This is a genomic window from Streptomyces pyxinae, assembly GCF_024756275.1.
GTDB lineage: Bacteria > Actinomycetota > Actinomycetes > Streptomycetales > Streptomycetaceae > Streptomyces > Streptomyces pyxinae.
The window spans coordinates 74,900-91,820 of record NZ_JANUGQ010000008.1 but is presented as its reverse complement, the minus strand read 5'-3'; the positions used below and the strand labels follow the sequence as shown (position 1 = coordinate 91,820).

14 protein-coding genes are annotated in these 16,921 nt (G+C 73.9%); 6 read left to right on the top strand and 8 right to left on the bottom strand.

Annotated features, from left to right (window positions below):
- The first annotated feature begins 101 nt into the window (after positions 1-101).
- Positions 102-1,565, top strand: coding sequence for a cysteine desulfurase/sulfurtransferase TusA family protein (locus NX801_RS11805; RefSeq protein WP_258787414.1), 1,464 nt, complete (start codon positions 102-104; stop codon positions 1,563-1,565).
- Between the two features lie 54 nt (positions 1,566-1,619).
- Here the strand turns inward: NX801_RS11805 and NX801_RS11800 are convergent, their stop codons facing one another.
- Positions 1,620-2,594, bottom strand: coding sequence for a carbohydrate kinase family protein (locus NX801_RS11800; protein ID WP_258787413.1), 975 nt, complete (start codon positions 2,592-2,594; stop codon positions 1,620-1,622).
- A gap of 129 nt (positions 2,595-2,723) precedes the next feature.
- Between NX801_RS11800 and NX801_RS11795 the strand changes: the two genes are divergently transcribed.
- Both NX801_RS11795 and NX801_RS11790 read left to right on the top strand, forming a co-directional pair.
- Positions 2,724-2,957 carry a hypothetical protein gene (locus NX801_RS11795; RefSeq protein ID WP_258787412.1) on the top strand — a complete coding sequence of 78 codons (234 nt, stop codon included), beginning with the start codon at positions 2,724-2,726 and terminating at the stop codon, positions 2,955-2,957.
- A 282-nt stretch (positions 2,958-3,239) separates the two neighbouring features.
- The gene (locus NX801_RS11790) at positions 3,240-4,868 is read left to right on the top strand and encodes a hypothetical protein (RefSeq protein WP_309505822.1); all 1,629 of its coding nucleotides are present in this window, start codon (positions 3,240-3,242) and stop codon (positions 4,866-4,868) included.
- A gap of 43 nt (positions 4,869-4,911) precedes the next feature.
- Here the strand turns inward: NX801_RS11790 and NX801_RS11785 are convergent, their stop codons facing one another.
- Together NX801_RS11785 and NX801_RS11780 are read right to left on the bottom strand one after the other, a co-directional pair.
- Complete coding sequence (locus NX801_RS11785; RefSeq protein ID WP_258787410.1) at positions 4,912-5,274, bottom strand: hypothetical protein; 363 nt, start codon at positions 5,272-5,274, stop codon at positions 4,912-4,914.
- Between the two features lie 165 nt (positions 5,275-5,439).
- Positions 5,440-5,796 carry an iron-sulfur cluster assembly accessory protein gene (locus NX801_RS11780; protein ID WP_019885637.1) on the bottom strand — a complete coding sequence of 119 codons (357 nt, stop codon included), beginning with the start codon at positions 5,794-5,796 and terminating at the stop codon, positions 5,440-5,442.
- A gap of 827 nt (positions 5,797-6,623) precedes the next feature.
- On the opposite strand from NX801_RS11780, the gene nadA reads away from it, so the two are divergent.
- Entirely contained in the window at positions 6,624-7,805 is a 1,182-nt protein-coding gene (gene nadA, locus NX801_RS11775) for a quinolinate synthase NadA (protein ID WP_258787406.1), read from the top strand.
- A 125-nt stretch (positions 7,806-7,930) separates the two neighbouring features.
- On the opposite strand, the gene NX801_RS11770 is transcribed toward nadA, so the two are convergent.
- The 5 genes from NX801_RS11770 to NX801_RS11750 form a co-directional block, all read right to left on the bottom strand.
- Positions 7,931-11,086: an efflux RND transporter permease subunit gene (locus tag NX801_RS11770; RefSeq protein ID WP_258787404.1), complete on the bottom strand. Its 3,156-nt coding sequence runs from the start codon at positions 11,084-11,086 to the stop codon at positions 7,931-7,933.
- A gap of 294 nt (positions 11,087-11,380) precedes the next feature.
- A complete protein-coding gene (locus NX801_RS11765) occupies positions 11,381-12,151 on the bottom strand; it encodes a response regulator (protein ID WP_428986123.1) in 771 nt (256 codons plus the stop codon).
- Positions 12,148-13,416, bottom strand: a complete 1,269-nt coding sequence (locus NX801_RS11760) for a sensor histidine kinase (RefSeq protein WP_428986129.1) — start codon at positions 13,414-13,416, stop codon at positions 12,148-12,150. The genes NX801_RS11765 and NX801_RS11760 overlap by 4 nt, the downstream gene beginning before the upstream one ends.
- 429 nt (positions 13,417-13,845) lie before the next feature.
- Complete coding sequence (pspAA, locus tag NX801_RS11755; protein WP_258787401.1) at positions 13,846-14,130, bottom strand: PspA-associated protein PspAA; 285 nt, start codon at positions 14,128-14,130, stop codon at positions 13,846-13,848.
- Between the two features lie 64 nt (positions 14,131-14,194).
- Positions 14,195-14,998 (bottom strand): PspA/IM30 family protein, encoded by an 804-nt coding sequence (locus NX801_RS11750; protein WP_258787400.1) that lies wholly within the window; start codon positions 14,996-14,998, stop codon positions 14,195-14,197.
- A gap of 255 nt (positions 14,999-15,253) precedes the next feature.
- Here NX801_RS11750 and NX801_RS11745 point away from each other — a divergent pair, with 255 nt between their 5' ends.
- Positions 15,254-15,850, top strand: a complete 597-nt coding sequence (locus tag NX801_RS11745; protein WP_258787399.1) for a DUF3043 domain-containing protein — start codon at positions 15,254-15,256, stop codon at positions 15,848-15,850.
- A gap of 167 nt (positions 15,851-16,017) precedes the next feature.
- A complete protein-coding gene (locus NX801_RS11740) occupies positions 16,018-16,752 on the top strand; it encodes a class I SAM-dependent methyltransferase (protein ID WP_428986128.1) in 735 nt (244 codons plus the stop codon).
- Positions 16,753-16,921: the final 169 nt, after the last annotated feature.

Sequence of the window (16,921 nt, the reverse complement as noted above, 5' to 3'; positions counted from 1 at the left end):
CAGGGGGAGTCCGGGTGGTGCGGAGGAGGCGGGACCGGGGGTGACTCGTCCGGGGTCAGGTGGGCCTGGGGGTGGGGGTGCTGGAGGACTAGCGTGAGGGGGTGGTCTACTTCGACGCTGCCTCCTCCGTTCCTCTTCACCCTGTCGCGCGGCAGGCGCTGGTCGCCGCGCTGGACGAGGGGTGGGCCGATCCCGCGCGGCTGTACCGGGAGGGGCGGCGGGCGCGGCTGCTGCTGGACGCGGCGCGGGAGACGGCGGCGGATGCGGTGGGGTGCCGTCCGGACGAGCTGACGTTCACCCCTTCGGGTACCCGGGCGGTGCACACGGGGGTTGCCGGGGCGCTGGCCGGGCGGCGGCGGGCCGGGCGGCGGCTGGTGGTGTCGGCGGTGGAGCACTCGGCCGTCCTGCACGCCGCCGAGGCGCACGCGGCGGAGGGCGGGACGGTGGCCGAGGTCGGCGTCGACCGGACCGGGCGGGTGGATCCGGCGGCGTACGCGGCGGAGCTGGACGGCGCCACGGCGCTGGCCTGCCTCCAGTCGGCCAACCACGAGGTGGGCACCGAACAGCCGGTGGCCGAGGTGGCGGAGGCGTGCCGGGCGGCCGGGGTGCCGCTGCTGGTGGACGCGGCGCAGTCACTGCCCTGGGGCGCCGTGCCGGCGGGCTGGTCGCTGCTGGCGGCGAGCGCCCACAAGTGGGGCGGGCCCGCCGGGGTGGGGCTGCTGGCGGTACGGAAGGGCGTGCGGTTCGCGGTCCGGGGGCCGGCGGACGAGCGGGAGTCCGGCCGGGCGGCCGGGTTCGAGAACATCCCGGCGGTACTGGCCGCCGCCGCCTCGCTCCGGGCGGTACGGGCCGAGGCGGCGGCCGAGGGCGCGCGGCTGCGGGAGCTGGTGGACCGGGTCCGGGCCCGGGTGCCGGAGCTGGTGGCGGACGCCGAGGTGGTGGGCGACCCGGTGCGGCGCCTCCCCCATCTGGTGACCTTCTCCTGTCTCTATGTCGACGGGGAGACCCTGCTGCACGAGCTGGACCGGGCCGGCTTCTCGGTGTCGTCCGGTTCCTCCTGCACCAGCTCCACGCTGACCCCGAGTCATGTGCTGCGGGCGATGGGGGTGCTGTCGGAGGGCAATGTCCGGGTGTCGCTGCCGGCCGGGACGCCGGAGGAGGAGGTGGACCGGTTCCTGGCGGTGCTGCCGGGGCTGGTCTCCGGGGTGCGGGAGCGGTTCGGCGCACCGGCGGGGGCGGGGACGACGAGTGGGGGGACGACGGGAGCGGGGACGACAGGAGCGGGAGCGCCGCCGTTCGCCGAGGCCGGGGCGGCCGAGGCAGCCGGGGCGGCAGGGGCGGATTCGGTGGTGGTGGACGCGCTGGGGCGGCGGTGTCCGATCCCGGTGATCGAGCTGGCCAAGGTGTTCGGGGACGTACCGGTGGGTGGCACGGTGACGGTGCTCAGCGACGACGAGGCGGCCCGGCTGGACGTGCCGGCCTGGTGCGAGATGCGGGGACAGGAGTATCTGGGCGAGCGTCCGGCGGACCGTGGGACGGCGTATCTGGTCCGCCGGACGTCATGACTCCTGACACCGGGCCGGGGCGGGCCGGAACGGCGCCCGGCGGGTGAGCGCGGGTCAGATCAGGTGTTCGCGGACCTCGGCGGCGGCCTCGTCGCCGTAGGTCTTGGTGAACCGGTCCATGAAGTTGGCCCGGCGCAGGGTGTACTCCTGGGTGCCGAGGGTCTCGATGACGAGCGTGGCCAGCATGCAGCCGACCTGCGCGGCGCGCTCCAGGCCGACGCCCCAGGAGAGGCCGGCGAGGAAGCCGGCCCGGAAGGCGTCCCCGACGCCGGTCGGGTCCACCTTGGCCTCCTCGTCCGGGGTGCCGACCTCGATGGCGGGCTCGCCGGCCCGCTCGATCCGGACACCCCGGGCGCCGAGGGTGGTGACCCGGTGGCCGACCCGGTCCAGGATCTCCTCGTCGGACCAGCCGGTCTTGGACTCGATGAGCCCCTTCTCGTACTCGTTGGAGAAGAGGTAGGTGGCGCCGTCCAGCAGGGTGCGGATCTCGTCGCCGCTCATCCGGGCGATCTGCTGGGAGAAGTCGGCGGCGAAGGGGATGGAGCGGGTCTTGCACTCCTCGGTGTGCCGGAGCATCGCCTCGGGGTCGTCGGCGCCGATGAGGACCAGGTCGAGGCCGCCGACCCGGTCGGCCACGGCCTTCAGCTCGATCTGCCGGGCCTCGCTCATGGCGCCGGTGTAGAACGAGCCGATCTGGTTGTGGTCGGCGTCGGTGGTGCAGACGAAGCGGGCGGTGTGCAGCACTTCGGAGATCCGTACGGAGTCGGTGTCCACGCCGTGGCGGTCGAGCCAGGCCCGGTACTCGTCGAAGTCCGAGCCGGCCGCGCCGACCAGGACGGGCCGGATGCCGAGCTGTCCCATGCCGAAGCAGATGTTGGGGCCGACGCCGCCCCGGCGGACGTCGAGGGTGTCGACCAGGAAGGAGAGGGAGACCGTGTGCAGCTGATCGGCGACCAGTTGGTCGGCGAAGCGGCCGGGGAAGGTCATCAGGTGGTCGGTGGCGATGGAGCCGGTGACTGCGATTCGCACGGCTGGGCGCTCCTGGGTAAGGCGGCGTTGACGGTTCACGCTATCCGGTCGGCGGGGCGCGGCTGAAGGGCCGAAACTACCCGATAGTAGGTCTATTTCGCTCGGGCCTCCGCGCATACGGTGCGGAGCATGGAGAACTACAGGGAGAGTCAAGGGACGGTCCACGGCCGGCGGCCCCAGCGGCGGGAGCCCGAGATGAGCCTGGCGGAGCTGCGCGGGGCGGGGGCCCGGATGGCTCCGCACTGGGTGGTCCCGGCCGCGGACGCGCCGGCTCCGGTGGAGCCCTCCCGTATCCATGGCGTGGTGGTACCGCCGGACTCGGCCCGGCTGATCGCCTCGACGGCCTCGGAATACGGGGCCTGAGGGGAGCCGGTTCTCGGCTCGGCCCTCGGGCCGGTGGTGGACCGGTGGCGGCGGGCGGTGCCGGTCCCGGGCTGTGGTGGACCGGTGGCGGTGGGTGGTGCCGGCCGGATCTTCGTTCCGGTGGCGGTCGCGCGTTCCCGTGGACGGGGGCGCGTGGTTCGTCCGGGAGGCTGAAACCCGGCCGTTCCGGCGGGTCGGGGGAACCGGCGGCCCGGGTCGCGCGTCCGATCGGTGTTCCCGGCCGCCTACCGGTCGGCGAAGGAGCCGAGAAGGAGCGATGCGGTGAGCAGCAGCACGGATCCGACAGGGCCGACTGAACCCGAGGAGCGCGCGGGTCGTCAGAAGTCCGGGGCGCCGGTCCCCCGGGGCGCCTCCGTCCGGGAGGGCGGGCGGCGGCCGCGGTTCACGGTCGCCGCGGTGGCGGCGGCGGTCCTGCTGGCCGGGGGCGGCGGGACCTGGTTCGCGGTGGCCGCCTCGGACGACGGGTCCGGCCGGACCGCGCCGGGCGCGGAGCGGGAGGTGGCGCCGCCGCCGCTCCGGCTGGACGGCCACACCGAGGAGGCGGCGAGCCCCGGAAGCTCCACCGGGAGCCCCGGCCCGGGCATCGCGCCCGGGGAGCCGGCGCCGGGCGGGGTGGTGTACCGGGCGGCCGGTGAGCTGCCCCAGGGCCCGGACTCGGCCCGTGTCCACCGGCCGCGCGGGACGGTGGCCGCCGCCGACGTGACCCGGCTGGCGCGGGCGCTCGGGCTGACCGGGGAGCCCCGGTCGGTGGGCGCGGACTGGCAGGTCGGCCCGGCGAAGGACGGTACGGGACCGAGCCTGCGGGTGAGCCGGGAGGCGCCCGGCACCTGGACGTACCAGCTGTCGGGGACGGCCGCCGGGCCGACCGGGGACAACTGCCTCAAGGGGAAGGAGTGCCCCAGCGGCGGGGTGCCGGGGGCCCGGGACGGAGCGGTGCCGGGACGTGCCGGTGGCCCGGTGGGCGAGGAGGCGGCGAAGCGGGCCGCCGCGCCGGTGCTGGCGGCGCTCGGGCAGAAGGACGCGGCACTGGACGCGAGCCAGGTCATGGGCGCCGAGCGGGTGGTGAACGCCGACCCGGTGGTGGGCGGGCTGCCGACGTACGGCTGGTCGACCGGGCTCCGGATCGGCCCGGACGGCGCGGTGACCGGGGGCAGCGGCCGGCTGAAGGCCCCCGCGGAGGACGCCGAGTACCCGGTGATCGGGGCGAGGGAGGCGCTGGCGCTGCTGAACGCCGACCCGGGGGACGGCGGGGCGGGCATCGCCGGGTGTGCCACGCCGGCGCCGCTGACCAAGGACTCGCCGGCCCTGACCGGGGACGCGCCGGCGGTGACCGGGGACTCGTCGGCCGTGACCGAGGACGCGCCGGCCAGGCCCTGCGAGCCGAAGGCCCCGGGGGCGCGGGAGACGGTGACGGTGACCGGGGCGCGGTTCGGTCTCGCGGCGGCGTTCACCGACGGGCGCCCGTTGCTCGTGCCGTCCTGGCTGTTCGAGGTGGCCCCGAAGGGTGCCGCGCGGCCGTTCACCATCACCTATCCGGCGGTCGCGCCCGACCATCTGGCGCCCGCGCCGGGCCGGACCCCGCGCCCGAGCGACCCGGGCTCCTCGGAGGTCGGGACGCCCGGACAGGCGGCGCGGCAGATCCAGTCGTACCAGGTGGACGGCCGGAAGCTGACGGCCCACTTCTGGGGCGGGGTGTGCTCCACGTACGCGCTGACCGCGGAGGAGACGGCCTCCCGGGTCCGGCTGACGGTGGTCGAGAAGCCGACCGAACCGGGGCGCGCCTGCGTCATGATCGCCAAGGAGCAGACCGCGACCGTCACCCTGAAGGCCCCGCTGGGCGCCCGTCCGGTACTGGACGCGGCGAGCGGTGAGCGGGTGCCGCTGGCCTGACCCGGTCGGCCGGGGCGGGTACCGGCGGGGCGGAGGTGACGGGTCAGGAGGCCGTCCGCAGCGCGCGCAGGGCGGCCTCCAGGCTGTCGTCGACGCCGCTGTTGAAGGCGATCGCGGCGGCGGGGGCGTGGCGGCGGCTGAGATTGACGATCCGCTCGAAGAGCGGCAGCAGTTGTTCCGTCTTGCGGATGCCCGCGCCGACCAGCACGACGTCCCAGGGGCGCTCGGTGAGGGCGGTCACCAGTGCCCGTTCGGCCTCCTCGCCGTGGACGACCAGTGCCATGGCGGCGTCGATCCTGTGCTCGCCGAAGCGGGCCAGTTCCTGGTCCAGCCGGGCCTGGAAGGCGGCCGGGTCCGTGCCGGGTATCGCCTGCGGGTCGTAACCGATCATCAGTGCGGAAGGCATGTGATCACTGTAGGGGGTGGATCGACCGGGACCTGCTCGTTTCCGGCTGCCGGTGGCTGGTTGCTCGCTGCCGGCGGGCGGCCGCCGGCGGGCGGGATGCGCGAGGGCGGTGCTCCCGGCGTCCGGGGGCACCGCCCTCGCGAGGTGCGGTCGCGACTCGGCTGTCTAGCTGAAGGAGTCGCCGCAGGCGCAGGAACCCGTGGCATTCGGGTTGTCGATCGTGAAGCCCTGCTTCTCGATGGTGTCGACGAAGTCGATGGAGGCGCCGCCCAGGTACGGGGCGCTCATCCGGTCGGTGACGACCTTGACGCCGCCGAAGTCCTTCACCACGTCGCCGTCGAGCGAGCGCTCGTCGAAGAAGAGCTGATACCGCAGGCCGGAGCAGCCGCCGGGCTGAACGGCGACGCGCAGGGCCAGGTCGTCACGGCCTTCCTGGTCGAGCAGGGCCTTGACCTTGGCCGCGGCGGCGTCCGACAGAAGGATGCCGTCGCTGACAGTGGTCTTCTCGTCCGATACGGACATCTGCTTCTCTCCCGGGTTGTACGGAGACTGCTTGCCGACGGTGCTAACCGGCGGGGCCGCGGATTCATTCCGGGCCGAGCGCGTGCCTTACCTCTTCATGCTCGCACATGTGGCGTAGTCGGCCCCAGCCCCGCCTTGCCGTGCGGGGCACGGCGGGGTCCGGTGCGCCTCGGTGGGTGGTGCGTTGCGGTTCTGTGCGCGGTGCGCCGCTGTGGGTGGTGTGCCTGGTGGGCGGTGCGTTGCGCTTGCGTGCGTGGTGCGCGTCCGGGGTGGGTCGCGCTTCCGTGGGTGGTGCGCTGCGGTTGTGTGCGCGGTGCGCGTCCGGGGTGGGTCGCGGTTCTGTGGGTGGGGCGTTGCGCTTGTGTGCGCGGTGCGGGTCCGGGGTGCGTCGCGGTTCCGTGGGGGGTGCGTTGCGGTTCTTTGCGCGGTGCGGGTTGTTTGCTGCCGGTGGGGTGGGGGCGTGGCCCCTCCGGGCTCACCTCCTCGGAGCCGGCGGAACAACCGTTACCGGGATGAGTGGGCCGGGTATGACCGCCGTCTCCTGCGGGGGCGACCCTGCACGGCCCCACCCCGGGCCGTCACTCATCCGTCCGTGACGGGGTGGCCGGGCGGCCCGGGCCTGGGCCGACACTCCCCTGTCCGCGAGTGGGTGGCCGGGCGGGCCGGGCCTGGGCCGACACTCCCGTGTACGTGAGTGGGTGGTGACCGGTGGTCGTGGGGTCGTCCGGCGAACGCGTCACATCGACGCTATGGGCATCGTCAAAGTGACGTGAAGCGGGTTATGATAGATAGCGTCAAATAGACGAAAAGGTGTCTGAGAAGAAAGGGTGCGTGCCGTGACCACCGCCCAACCGCTGGATGTGCAACCGACGCCGCTCGCCCTTCTGCTGCTCGGCCGCGAGGCCGACCCCAGGAGCGAGCGCGGCGTGGAGTGCCCCGGCGACCTGCCCTCGCCGTCCGACCCGGACCTGGTGGCGCGCGCCCGCGCGGCGAAGGAGAAGCTCGGGGACAAGGTCTTCGTCCTCGGTCACCACTACCAGCGCGACGAGGTCATCCAGTTCGCGGACGTGACGGGTGACTCGTTCAAGCTGGCCCGGGACGCGGCGGCGCGGCCGGAGGCCGAGTACATCGTCTTCTGCGGTGTGCACTTCATGGCCGAGTCCGCCGACATCCTGACCACGGACGACCAGAAGGTGGTCCTCCCGGACCTGGCCGCCGGCTGCTCGATGGCCGACATGGCCACCGCCGAGCAGGTCGCGGAGTGCTGGGACGTGCTGGCCGACGCGGGCATCACGGACGTGACCGTGCCGGTCTCGTACATGAACTCCTCCGCCGACATCAAGGCGTTCACCGGGAAGCACGGCGGCACCATCTGCACCTCCTCCAATGCCAAGCGCGCCCTGGACTGGGCGTTCGAGCAGGGCGAGAAGGTGCTCTTCCTGCCGGACCAGCACCTGGGGCGGAACACCGCCGTCCGAGAGATGGGCATGTCGCTGGAGGACTGCGTCGTCTACAACCCGCACAAGCCGAACGGCGGGCTCACCGCCGAGCAGCTGCGGGCGGCGAAGATGATCCTCTGGCGCGGCCACTGCTCGGTGCACGGCCGGTTCTCGCTGGAGTCGGTGGAGGACGTACGCGCCCGGATCCCCGGCGTCAACGTGCTGGTGCACCCGGAGTGCAAGCACGAGGTGGTCGCGGCGGCGGACCACGTGGGCTCCACGGAGTACATCATCAAGACCCTGGAGGCCGCCCCGGCCGGCTCCAAGTGGGCCATCGGCACCGAGCTGAACCTGGTCCGGCGGGTGGCGAACGCCCACCCGGACAAGGAGGTCGTCTTCCTGGACCGGACGGTCTGCTTCTGCTCCACCATGAACCGGATCGACCTGCCCCACCTGGTGTGGGCGCTGGAGTCGCTGGCCGAGGGCAAGCTGGTCAACCGGATCCAGGTGGACCGGGAGACCGAGAGCTTCGCCAAGCTGGCCCTGGAGCGGATGCTCGCCCTGCCGTAGGGCCTGCGGGCCTGTTGTCGCACCTGCCCTGTGGCAGGGCCTCGTGGAGCCGTTGCCGTACATGGCTCCGCCGGTACGCCCGAGGGGGCGCCCCGCCATTGAGCGGGGCGCCCCCTCGGGGTTTCTCAGACCTTCACCGGCTCCCGGGGCTCGGCGGGGGTCCGCCCGGCCTCGCGGCGGGCGGCGCGCCTGGTGCGGCGGCGCTCCTTGCGAAGCTCGACCATCGCGTACAGCGTCGGCACCAGCAGCAGGGTGAGCAGCGTGGAGGTGATCAGACCGCCGATCACCACCACCGCCAGCGGCTGGGCGATGAAGCCGCCCTGGCCGGTGATGCCCAGGGCCATCGGCAGCAGCGCGAAGATCGTCGCCAGGGCGGTCATCAGGATCGGGCGCAGCCGGTGCCGGCCGCCTTCGAGCACGGCCTCCACCACGCCCAGGCCCTGGGCCCGGTACTGGTTGATCAGGTCGATCAGCACGATGGCGTTGGTGACCACGATGCCGATCAGCATCAGCATGCCGATCAGGGCCGGGACGCCCATGGCGGTGCCGGTGACGACCAGCAGACCGATGGCGCCGGTGGCGGCGAACGGGATGGAGACCAGCAGGATCAGCGGCTGGACCAGCGACCGGAAGGTGGCCACCAGCAGCATGAAGACGATCGCCACGGCCGCCAGCATCGCCAGGCCCAGCTTGGCGAAGGCGTCCTCCTGGTCCTCCGAGACACCGCCGATGGAGGCGGTGGCGCCGGCGGGCAGGTCCAGGGCGGCGATCCGGGTCTGGAGCTTCGAGCTGACCGCGCCGGTGTTGTCGCCGGTCGGCTTGGCGGTGATCGTGGCGGCGCGGGAGCCGTCGATCCGGGTCATGGAGACCGGTCCGGGCACCAGCCTGACATCGGCCACGTCGCCCAGCTTCACCGGGCCGAGCGGCAGCGCGCGGAGCTGGTCCAGGGTGCGGGCCGGGGTGGCCGAGGTGATGACCACGTCCCGCTCGGTGTCGCCGAGGATCGCCGTGCCGGCCGGGGTGCCCCGGACCGCCTGGGTGACCGCCATGCCGAGGGTGGCGTCGGTGAAGCCCGCGTCGGCGGCCCTGGCGTTGGCGCGTACCGAGATCCTCGGCACGGACTGGGCCAGGTCGCTCTGGACGTCGGTGACGCCGTCGAGCTCGGCCACCTCGGTACGGACCTGGTCGGCGGCCTTGCGGAGGGTGGCCCCGTCGGCGGCCTTGACGACGACGCTCAGGTCCTGGCTCCCGAAGCCGTCACCGGCCGCGATGGTGGTGTCCCCGATGCCCTTGAGCCCGGCCAGCCCGGCGTCGATGTGGTCGCGGGCCTTCTCGTACGAGGCCGAGTCCTTCAGCGTCACCTGGTACGACGCCTGGTTGGCACCGGTGCCGCCGCCGAAGGCCGCCATGAAGCCGGAGGAGCCGACGGTGACCTGGTAGTCCTTCACCTCGTCGGTGGCGGCGAGGACCTGCTCGACCTTCCGGGCCGCGGCGTCGGACGCCTCCAGGCTGGTGCCGGGCGCCAGCTTCTGCTTGACCGTCAGGACCTCCTGCTCGCCCTGGTCGAAGAAGTTGGTCTTCAGCAGCGGGGCCATGCCGAAGGTGCCGAACAGCACCACGAGGGCGAGGGCCACGCTGGTGAGCCGGCGCCGGGTGGCGAACCGGAGCACCGGGACGTACGCCCGCTGGAGGAGGCTGCGGTTCTCCTTCTCCTCCGCCGCGCGCCGGGCCAGGTCCGGGTCGGCCTCGGTGCCCTTGGGGGCGCGCAGGAACCAGTACGAGAGGACCGGGACGACGGTCAGCGAGACCAGCAGGGAGGCGAGCAGCGCCGCCGTGACGGTCAGCGAGAAGGAACCGAACAGCTCGCCCACCATGCCGCCGACCAGGCCGATCGGCAGGAAGACGGCGACGGTGGTGAGGGTGGAGGAGGTGACCGCGCCGGCCACCTCACGGACGGCGGTGAGGATGGCCTCCCGGCGCTCCTCGCCGTAGCCGAGGTGGCGCTTGATGTTCTCCAGCACCACGATCGAGTCGTCCACCACCCGGCCGATGGCGATGGTGAGCGCGCCGAGCGTCAGCATGTTCAGCGACAGGTCGCGGGTCCAGAGCACCAGCAGCGCCAGCACCACGGAGAGCGGGATGGAGACCGCGGTGACCAGGGTGGAGCGCAGTGAGGCCAGGAAGACGAGGATCACCACGACCGCGAAGGCGAGACCGAGGGCGCCCTCGGTGGTCAGTCCGGAGATCGACTTGGAGACCGCAGGTCCCTGGTCGGAGACGACGGTCAGTTCGGCGCCCGCGCCGAGGTCGCGGCGGAGGCCGGGCAGCTTCTCCTTGACGGCCTCGGAGATGGCGACGGCGCTGCCGTCCTTGTCCATGGTGGCCATCACGGCCAGGCTGGGCCTGCCGTTGGTGCGGGTGAGCGAGGCCCGGGTGGCCTCGGTCTGCTTGACGGTGGCCACATCGCCGAGCCGGACGGCCTTCTTCGGCTCGGCTCCCTCACCGGCGCCGGGCGGGGTGCCCGCCGCGCCCGGCGCGGAGGGCGCGACGCGGAGGTCCTGGATCTGCTGGAGCGAGGTGAAGCCGCCGCCGACCTGGACGGTCCGGCTCTTGCCCGCCTCGGAGAAGGAGCCGGCCGGCATGGTGGCGCCGCCCGCCTTGAGGGCGTCGGCCAGCGCCATGGTGGTCAGTCCGGCCGCCGCCAGCTTGCGGTCGTCGGGGGTGACCGAGACCTGGAGGTCCTGGACGCCGTCGACCGAGACCTGGCCGACGCCCTCGATGTCCTGGAGCGCGGGGACCACGGTCCGCTCCAGCTCGTCCGCGAGCGCCTGCTGGTCCTTGTCGGAGGTGGCGGCGAGGACGACGGTCGGCATGTCGTCGGTCGAACCGGCCACCACCTGCGGGTCCACGTCCTGCGGCAGCTGTGCGCGGGCCCGGTTGACGGCCTGCTGGACGTCGGCGACGAGCTGCTTGGTGCCCTCGTCCCCGTAGTCGAAGCTGGCCATGATGACGGCGTTGCCCTCGCTCGCCGTGGAGGTGACACCCTTGATTCCGTCGACCGCCTTGATGCTGTTCTCCAGCGGCTCGACGACCTGCTTCTCCACCACGTCCGGGGAGGCGCCCTGGTAGGGGGCGAGCACCGAGACCATGGGGAGTTCGATGGAGGGCAGCAACTGCTGCTTCAGCTGCGGGATGGCGATCGCCCCGAAGACGATCAGGACGACCGAGATCAGCCCGATCAGGGCCCGTTGCGCGAGGCTGAATCTGGACAGCCAGGACATGGGGTCTCTCTTCTGATGGTGTGCACGGCGGACGGGCGCGGGCCGGCTCGGTACGGCGGTGGGGTGGCCACGGGATGGTGGTGGCGGTCGTCGGCGGACGGCTGGTGCCCGCCTATACCTTCGGCCATGGCGGAGGCCGGATCCCTCGGTCCCCGGGCCCATTTCCGGGTGGGCCGCATACCGCGAACGGAGTAGTCGTGGCTCCTCCGCCGTCCCCGCACGGTCGTTCCCGACGGGGCTCCCCCCTAGGGCTTCACCCCGGGGGCACTGCCCCGAGGGTGTCCGGGGGCGGCGTCATGTCCGGGGGCGGATCAGGCCGGATTCGTACGCCGTGACGACGAGCTGCGCCCGGTCGCGGGCGCCGAGCTTCGCCATGGCCCGGTTCACATGGGTCTTGACGGTGAGCGGGCTGACCGCCAGTCGCCGGGCGATCTCGTCGTTGGAGTGCCCGCCGCCGACCAGGACCAGCACCTCGCGCTCCCGCCCGGTCAGGGCCGCCAGCCGCTCGGCGTACGCGGCGGCCGCCGCCGACCGCTCCCCGGTCTCCGCGCCCGCCTCCGGCTGGGCCAGGAACCGGGCGATCAGGCCCTTGGTGGCGGCGGGCGAGAGCAGCGCCTCGCCGGCGGCGGCGAGCCGGATGGCGCCCAGCAGTTCGTCCGGTTCGGCGCCCTTCCCGAGGAAACCGGAGGCCCCGGCGCGCAGCGCGCCCACCACGTACTCGTCCACCTCGAAGGTGGTGAGCATGACCACCCGTACCCCGGCGAGACCGGGGTCGGCGCAGATCGTCCGGGTGGCGGCGAGGCCGTCGGTGCCCGGCATCCGGATGTCCATCAGCACCACGTCGGCGCGGGTGGCGCGGGTCAGGGCGACGGCCTCGGCGCCGTCCGCCGCCTCGCCCACCACCTCCATGTCGGGCTCCGAGTCGACCAGCACCCGGAACGCGCTCCGCAGCAGCGCCTGGTCGTCGGCGAGCAGCACCCGGATGGGGGGTGTTCCCGGTGTCTGGGGTGTTCCCGGTGTCTGAGGTGTCTGAGGTGTTGGTGGTGCCTGCGGTGCGTCTGTCATGGGTCCCCCGGGGCCGCCGTGTCGGTGACCGGAAGTATCGCCTGCACCCGGAAGCCGCCGCCGTACCGGGGGCCGGTGGCGAGGGAGCCACCGAGGGCCGCCACCCGTTCGCGCATGCCGAGCAGGCCGTGCCCGCCGCCGTCCCGGGCCGCCGCCGGGGTTCCCGGCGGGGCCTTCGGGGTGCTGTCCCGGGCCGCCGCAGGGGCTCTCGGCGGGGCTTTCGGGGAGCCGTCGTCGAGCACGGTCACCTCGATGGTGCGGCCCGCCCGTACGACGCTGACCTCGGCCCGGGCGGCGGGCCCGGCGTGCTTGCGGACATTGGTCAGCGCCTCCTGGACGATCCGGTACGCCGCCAGATCCACGGCGGCCGGCAGCCGCAGCCCCTGGTCGGTCCGGGCCAGCTCCACCGGGAGGCCCGCCCGCCGGAAGGTGTTCAGCAACTCGTCCAGGACCCCGAGGCCGGGCGCCGGTTCGGTGGGCGCCTCGGGGTCACCGGACTGCCGGAGCAGCCCGACCGTGGCGCGCAGCTCGTCCAGGGCCGAGCGGCTCGCCTGCCGGACGTGCGCCAGCGCCTCCTTGGCCTGGTCGGGGCGGCGGTCCATGACATGGGCGGCCACCCCGGCCTGCACATTGACCAGGGCGATGTGATGGGCCACCACGTCGTGCAGGTCCCGGGCGATGCGCAGCCGCTCCTCCGCCACCCGCCGCCGCGCCTCCTCCTCACGGGTGCGCTCGGCCCGTTCGGCGCGCTCCCGGATGGCGTCCACGAAGGCCCGGCGGCTGCGTACCGCGTCGCCCGCGGCGGCGGCCATGCCGGACCAGGCGAAGACCCCGAAGTTCTCCTGGCTGTACCAGGGCGCCGGGCCGAAGAGCATGGCGGCGGCGGTGAGCACGGCCATGGTCAGCAGGCCGACCCGCCAGGCGGTGGGGCGGTCGGTGCGGGAGGCCACGGTGTAGAGGGCGATCACGGCGGCGGTCGTCACGGGCACCGGCCGGTCGCCGGTGACCAGCTGGGCCACGGTGGCGGCGGCGGTGAACCCCAGCACCGGCAGCGGGGCGCGCCGCCGGCCCACCAGGGCCGCGGCGGCGAGCACCATCAGCACCACTCCGAGCGGCGACGGGGCCCGTTCCCCGAAGGCGGCCCGGCCCGGGCCGCCGTGCGGGTCCGCGAACGAGCCGGCGACCATGCTGACGAGCACGACGGCCGCCAGGGCACCGTCGAAGGCGAACGGATGCCCGCGCAGCCAGCACCGGCCGCGGGCCATGCCGGTTCCGAGGGAGGTCACGTCCAGAACGGTACGGGGTGGCCGGACCCAGACGGACCCAGAAGGACCCAGACAGACTCAGACGGACCCACCGGTGCCGGAACCGGGTGGGGGCGGAGGCCTCCCGGGTACGCGCCGGGGCCCGGGGCCGGATGTCTCTCGGGCCCGGGGGCGCCAGGCCCGGCGACCGGCAGCGCCGAGCCCCCGTCCCGGGCGGGGCGGGGGCTCGGCGGATGTGGAGTGGCGCGGAGTGGTCCGGAGTGGAGGCGTACGGCGGGAGCGCCGGTAGGGCCGGGAGCGGCCGTTTGCCGAGAGGCCACCGGGCCGGGTCCGGGGCAGGAGCAGGCCGTCGGGCCGGAGGCCGGAGCAGGCCGTCAGGCCCGGGACGGAGGCCCGAGGCGGAACGGACCGTCGGCCGGCGGAAGGCCGTCAGGCGGGCGGCGGGATCAGGCCGTCGTCGGAGAGCAGCGTCCGGACCTCGTCCAGGGTGGCGTCCGGGGCCGGGAGGACCAGCCCGGACGGCTCCAGGGAGTCGTCCGGCAGCGGGGTGCCGAGCGCGCGGACCCGGTCGAGCAGAGCGGCCAGGGTGCGGCGGAAGCCGTCGCCGTCCCCCCGCTCCACCTCGGCCAGCAGCTCGTCGTCGAGCGCGTCCAGCTCACGGACATGGGCCTCGGTCAGCTCGACCTGGCCCTCCCCCATGATCCGTACGATCATGACGCCGTCCTTCCGGTCATCGGCACCGCTCGGTCACTGCTCGATCACTGCTGGTGGCTACCGGTCACTGCTTGTCGAACCGGGGGCGGCCGGTCTGCTGGGACTGGTCCTGCGGGCGGGCCTGGGGCGAGGCCGCGCCGCCCTCGATGGCCTGCTGGGAGGAGCCGCCGGCCAGCTCGGCCTTCATCCGCTGGAGCTCCAGCTCGACGTCCGTACCGCCGGAGAGCCGGTCCAGCTCGGCCTGGATGTCGTCCTTGGCCAGCCCCGACTGGTCGTCCAGGGCACCCGAGGCGAGCAGCTCGTCGATGGCGCCGGCCCGCGCCTGGAGCTGGGCGGTCTTGTCCTCGGCGCGCTGGATGGCGACACCGACGTCGCTCATCTCCTCCGAGATGCCGGAGAACGACTCCGCGATCCGGGTCTGCGCCTGGGCCGCGGTGTAGGTGGCCTTGATCGTCTCCTTCTTGGTGCGGAAGGCGTCGACCTTGGCCTGGAGGCGCTGGGCGGCGAGGGTCAGCTTCTCCTCCTCGCCCTGGAGCGTCTGGTGCTGGGTCTCCAGGTCGGTGACCTGCTGCTGGAGCGCGGCCCGGCGGGAGAGCGCCTCCCGGGCCAGGTCCTCGCGGCCGAGCGCCAGCGCCTTGCGGCCCTGGTCCTCCAGCTTGGCCGACTGGCCCTGGAGCTGGTTCAGCTGCAGTTCGAGGCGCTTGCGGGAGGTGGCCACGTCCGCGACGCCCCGGCGGACCTTCTGGAGCAGTTCCAGCTGCTTCTGGTACGAGTAGTCGAGGGTCTCGCGCGGATCCTCGGCCCGGTCCAGGGCCTTGTTTGCCTTCGCGCGGAAGATCATCCCCATACGCTTCATCACACCGCTCATGGGCTTCGCGCGCCCCCTTTTCTGACGGACTCGGCTCCGGCACTCCAACAGGACCCACAGTACGGGCCCTGCCTCCATTACCGCACTGTTCCGATACGGATGCGCTCCTCCCCAAGAACGACTGGCCGCGGCCGTGCGTCCGGCCCAGGGAGTAGAGGACCCCGGGGTGGAGTTGGTATGGGGGACGCGGGCCGTTGCCGGATCGTTCCCGGAGGGGCTGGGGCCGCCACGGGCGACCCCGTACCCTTGGGCTTTGTGTTCCGTAGCCGTACGAAGGATGAGAAGGCCCCCACCGCATCGGTGACGGCGGACCTCTCCAAGCAGCCCCGCGACCCCCAGGCCCCGAAGGGCCGCCCGACCCCGAAGCGGAGTGAGGCCCAGACCCAGCGCCGCCGCGCCTCGTCGGCGCCGATGGACCGCAAGGAGGCGATGCGCCGCCAGCGCGAGGCGCGCCGCGCGGACCTGTCCAAGCAGCGCGAGGCCCTGGCCAGCGGTGACGAGCGCTATCTGCCCGCCCGGGACAAGGGCCCGGTGCGCCGGTTCGTGCGCGACTTCATCGACTCCCGCTTCTGCGTCGCGGAGTTCTTCCTGCCGCTCGCCGTGGTGATCCTGGTCCTCTCCATGATCAAGGTGCCGCAGCTCCAGAACATCGCGCTGACGCTCTGGCTCGGGGTGATCGTGCTGATCGTCCTCGACTCGATCGGGGTCGCCTTCCGGCTGAAGAAGCAGTTGCGGGAGCGCTTCCCGGACGCGCCCAAGCGTGGCGCGGTGGCGTACGGCCTGATGCGTTCGCTCCAGATCCGGCGGCTGCGGCTGCCGAAGCCGAAGGTCAAGCGCGGGGAGCGGCCCTGACCGGCGACTCCGCCGGATGGGCGGGCCCCGGGAGCGGTGGCGCCGGGCCGGACGCGTACGCGGACGGCGCCGCGGGTTTCCGGGGTGCGCTGGACGACGCGGCCCGGGACCGGGCCGGCGGGCCCCGGGACCCGGCCGCCGACGAGTGGCTGGAGTGGCCCGGCGGGCTGCGCGACACCGTCCGCCAGGAGATCGTCGCCCGCCAGCTCGACGAGCAGATAGCCGGCCGCTATCCGGTGGGCCAGCGGCTGCGGATACTCGATGTGGGCATGGGCCAGGGCGCGCAGGCGCTGCGGCTGGCCCGCGCCGGGCACACCATCACCGGCATGGAGGCGGACGCCGGGCTGCTCAAGGCGGCCCGGGAGGCGCTCGCCGGTGAGCCGGCCGGCATCCGGGAGCGGGTGCGGCTGGTGGAGGGGGACGGCCGGGAGACCGGGGTCCACTTCCTGCCGGGCAGTTTCGACGTGGTGCTCTGCCACGGGGTGCTGATGTACGTGGAGGAGCCGGACCCGCTGCTCGCCGGGCTGGCCCGGATGCTGGCCCCGGGCGGCCTGCTCTCCCTGGTGGTACGGAACGCCGACGCCCTGGCCCTGCGGCCGGGCCTCGCCGGGGACTGGGCGGGCGCGCTGGCCGCGTTCGACACCGGTGCCCGCGCCGACCGGCCGGGCGGGACCGTGCGGGCGGACCGGCTGGAGAGCCTGACGGCCACGCTGGCCGGGATCGCCGCCCCGCTGCACGCCTGGTACGGGGTGCGGGTCTTCACCGACAACGTCCCGCCCGACCAGGGCCTCCCGGCCGCCGTCGACCTGGAGCGGCTGCTCGCCGCCGAGGACCGCGCCGGGCGCACCGAGCCGTACCGCCGGGTGGCGGCGCTGCTCCATCTCTGCGGGGTACGGGGCTGAGCCCGTGACCCGACCCGGCCGGACGCGACCCTGACCGGGACCGGCTGACCCGGCCGGACGTGACCGGGGCCGGTTGGCCCCTGACGAGTGTCGGGCCCTGGCCGGCCGGCTCCGGCCGGAGCCGATCGCACCTGACCGCACCTGATCGGACCCTCCGGACGGGCCGGTG

Excerpts from the sequence above, each read along its gene's own strand:
- pspAA (WP_258787401.1), bottom strand. The coding sequence starts at position 14,130 with ATGATCGTACGGATCATGGGGGAGGGCCAGGTCGAGCTGACCGAGGCC.
- NX801_RS11760 (WP_428986129.1), bottom strand. The coding sequence starts at position 13,416 with ATGGCCCGCGGCCGGTGCTGGCTGCGCGGGCATCCGTTCGCCTTCGAC.
- NX801_RS11750 (WP_258787400.1), bottom strand. The coding sequence starts at position 14,998 with ATGAGCGGTGTGATGAAGCGTATGGGGATGATCTTCCGCGCGAAGGCA.
- NX801_RS11785 (WP_258787410.1), bottom strand. The coding sequence starts at position 5,274 with ATGCCTTCCGCACTGATGATCGGTTACGACCCGCAGGCGATACCCGGC.
- NX801_RS11770 (WP_258787404.1), bottom strand. The coding sequence starts at position 11,086 with ATGTCCTGGCTGTCCAGATTCAGCCTCGCGCAACGGGCCCTGATCGGG.
- NX801_RS11795 (WP_258787412.1), top strand. The coding sequence starts at position 2,724 with ATGGAGAACTACAGGGAGAGTCAAGGGACGGTCCACGGCCGGCGGCCC.
- NX801_RS11765 (WP_428986123.1), bottom strand. The coding sequence starts at position 12,151 with ATGACAGACGCACCGCAGGCACCACCAACACCTCAGACACCTCAGACA.
- NX801_RS11780 (WP_019885637.1), bottom strand. The coding sequence starts at position 5,796 with ATGTCCGTATCGGACGAGAAGACCACTGTCAGCGACGGCATCCTTCTG.